The sequence below is a fragment of the Corynebacterium flavescens genome (assembly GCF_008693105.1).
Lineage (GTDB): Bacteria > Actinomycetota > Actinomycetes > Mycobacteriales > Mycobacteriaceae > Corynebacterium > Corynebacterium flavescens.
On sequence record NZ_VXKK01000041.1, the window covers coordinates 1 to 2,834 of the forward strand.

2 tRNA genes and 3 pseudogenes are annotated in these 2,834 nt (G+C 53.7%); 3 read left to right on the forward strand and 2 right to left on the reverse strand.

From position 1 onward, the window contains the following. Positions 1-333 precede the first annotated feature (333 nt). The 3 pseudogenes from F4V60_RS13010 to F4V60_RS10200 all read left to right on the forward strand — a co-directional run. Positions 334-513 (forward strand): annotated as a pseudogene (locus F4V60_RS13010) (hypothetical protein). Between the two features lie 937 nt (positions 514-1,450). Continuing rightward, a pseudogene (locus F4V60_RS13015) lies at positions 1,451-1,600 on the forward strand (hypothetical protein); the annotation flags it as partial. Between the two features lie 27 nt (positions 1,601-1,627). Next, positions 1,628-1,846: pseudogene (locus F4V60_RS10200) on the forward strand (IS1249 family transposase); the annotation flags it as partial. A gap of 78 nt (positions 1,847-1,924) precedes the next feature. On the opposite strand, the gene F4V60_RS10205 reads toward F4V60_RS10200, so the two are convergent. Together F4V60_RS10205 and F4V60_RS10210 are read right to left on the reverse strand one after the other, a co-directional pair. Next, positions 1,925-1,997: transfer RNA gene (locus F4V60_RS10205), tRNA-Phe, on the reverse strand. Between the two features lie 23 nt (positions 1,998-2,020). Then, positions 2,021-2,094, reverse strand: a tRNA-Asp gene (locus F4V60_RS10210). Positions 2,095-2,834 lie beyond the last annotated feature (740 nt).

A 2,834-nucleotide genomic window follows, 5' to 3' on the forward strand; every position in this document is an offset into this window, starting at 1 on the left:
CCATCGTTGGTGTCCTTTCGAGGATGTGTAGGAGCTGAGTCGAAAGGTACCGCGGTGGTCTCCTTGCTGGTCGGCAAGGGGGGGTTCACCAGGCGGTAGCTGTACACCACACTATTGGACGCAACCCTAACTCTTCTCGGGGCGGGCTAATGCTCAGAAGGGGATGTGTCGATTTTCCTGGGTCGAGCATTCGTTATAGGGTCTCTTTTCACTTATCCAGGCTGATTAGCGGCCGCGGCCGCTGAAATACCAGGCCTGACGCTACGAAATGGTAAGGCCTTTTCAAGGATGGTTAGATGAGTAGAAATCATCCCTCATGGAGTGCCCCTGGCTATGTTCCATCTGAGTAGATGGGAAAATTTAGGATATGGCCAAATAGTTTGATCAGGATGCGAGGGAACGCGTCGTCCGCTTGGTAGAAGATCACATTCTGGCGGAAAATCTTTCCACGCAGGAGGCGTGCAAGATTGTGGCACCGAAATTGGGGTTTCGTGACACCCGGCTCGGCAGTAGATCCAGCAAGCTCGTCGCGGCGGAAATGTCCCGAGCGAATCCACGGAGACTTTGTTGGGCACAACACCAGGCTGCGCCGTGAAAATTCAGGAGCTTCGATTCACCAACGAACTGCTGAAAGCTGCCTCGGCTTTTTCGCGTCAGAACCAGGCTTCAAAAGTCGGAAATGATCCGGTTCATCGATGAACACCGGAATCGTTTCACCGTCGAGTTCATTTTTACGACGTTGAAGATTAACGTAAAGGCGACTTCATCAATTCGCGGGGATACCATCAGTCCAAAGCCCGGGGACCGTGTTCCCGCCGTCTTCGTGACGCCGCACCTGTGGAACACATTGGCGTGGTTCACGCCGAAACTACTGTGTCTATTGAGTCCGGAAAATGTGACATTTTCTCCGACGTGAAGGAATCAATAGCGGTCGTGAACAGACTACTCGGTTGATGCGTCTGGTTGAACTGTCCGGCACAGGCAAAGGTAAAGCTCTTATCACCACTGGCAAGACCAAAGGCCAGATCTTCGCCCTGACTTGGTAAATCGTGATTTCAAGTCGCCATGAACCAACGGGTTGTGGGTGGCGGATATAGCTTATGGACGGACTGGGGAAGGGGTTGTCTGCACCGCTTTTTATCACGGCCGTGTTCCCCCGCAGGATCGTCGGGTGGGCTTTGCCGAACTCGGTGTGTACTGGGGCTTTGCCTTTACCGGCACTCAACCAGGCAATTGTGTGCGTCGCGGAAAACACAGTTGCGATTCACCACTCGGATCACGGTTCGCGAGTCACGTCAGCATTGTCCATAACGAGCGTCTTGCCGAGCATGGTATCGCTGCTTCAACCGGGACTGTTGGCGCCTCTTATGACAATGCCCTGGCAGGAAACGTCAACGGTTCGTACAAGAATGAACTGATCCATACTCGAGTCTGAGCTGACGTTGTCGACGTAGAAATCGCGACATTCGAGTGGGTGAATTGGTGGAATGATTCGAGACTCCACCAGAGTCTCGGCTACCGCACGCCGGCTGAGATTGAATCAGAATTTTGGAAGCATAACCCGACAAAAGAAACAATACAAACCAAGGCACATGCCTAGGCACAAACCCCGAGGCACTTCACCTGTGACCGGTGGCACTGCCTACACACGCCACTGCCTGACGACCCCATAGAAATCGCCAGGCAGCACAACTGGGGAAAGGATCAACTCGCCAAAGTCCACATCCTTACCCACAACGAGAACCAAGCCAACCACGAAACCGGAAGACCAGCCCTCTACGACAACGCTATCCCAAACGAATACAACCACAACCTAGGAATCCGCAAAGGCTGGCCCGGCACCTAACCCCGACACGCCCGCAGACACACTTTTTGCTCCTTAGCCCCCAAAGAAGCCCCCTCCAAGAGGAGGGGGCTTACATTGTGGCCAGAGCCAGGATCGAACTGGCGACCCCACACTTTTCAGGCGTGTGCTCTACCGACTGAGCTATCTGGCCAGAAGCCAGTAAACTGGCTTCAGCGACCCTGACGGGACTTGAACCCGCGACCTCCGCCGTGACAGGGCGGCGCGCTAACCAACTGCGCCACAGGGCCATTTTCAATTATGTTGCACCTCTTTGGGCACGAATAGATACTTTACATAACTCTATATCCATCTCACAAACGCGCACCTCACCAACCCTTTTTCCGCTTAACCCTGCGAGCTTCGACCACTCCACCCGCCCCCTCGCGTAGGTTGACCTCCTCCGCCCGTTGCAAAGCCCGCACCATAAACCCTAGAACTTAAAGGCCAACCTCCTGAAGAAATACTAACTGTGTTTATATGCCAGAACAGGCGACCCTGACGGCGTACGGTTCCGTGCCAGCGTTCCGCGCGCACCCCCTGATGCGCCACGGCCTCATACCGATGTTCCCCCCAGCACGCCCCTCTATGCAAAATGAAGCCACACTCGGCAAGCCCAGAATTACCGAGACATACTTCCAACACAATCAGCCTAGAAATCGAAACTTCTCGATAGCATCTCCGAGACACCTATTGAGAAGCGACGCAACGCACCTAGGACGTCGGAAAGTATCAATGCCAAGAACGCGCTGCTCAACGCCAACCGCAAAAAGCCGGTTACCACACGCCAAAAGATTGCCTAGCCCCCGCAAACATCTCAATAACCCAGGTTTCACGGCTACAATGTCCCAGACGTGCTGATTTAGGGCTAAGGAGCAGGAAGTGTGTCTGGATTTTGCTCTTTGCACTGGTAAGTATGTATAAATGCCGGTTTTATATTCCCTGACGGAATATAAACGCCCGAAAGCCGGCCAATACCGCGTTTTAGGCC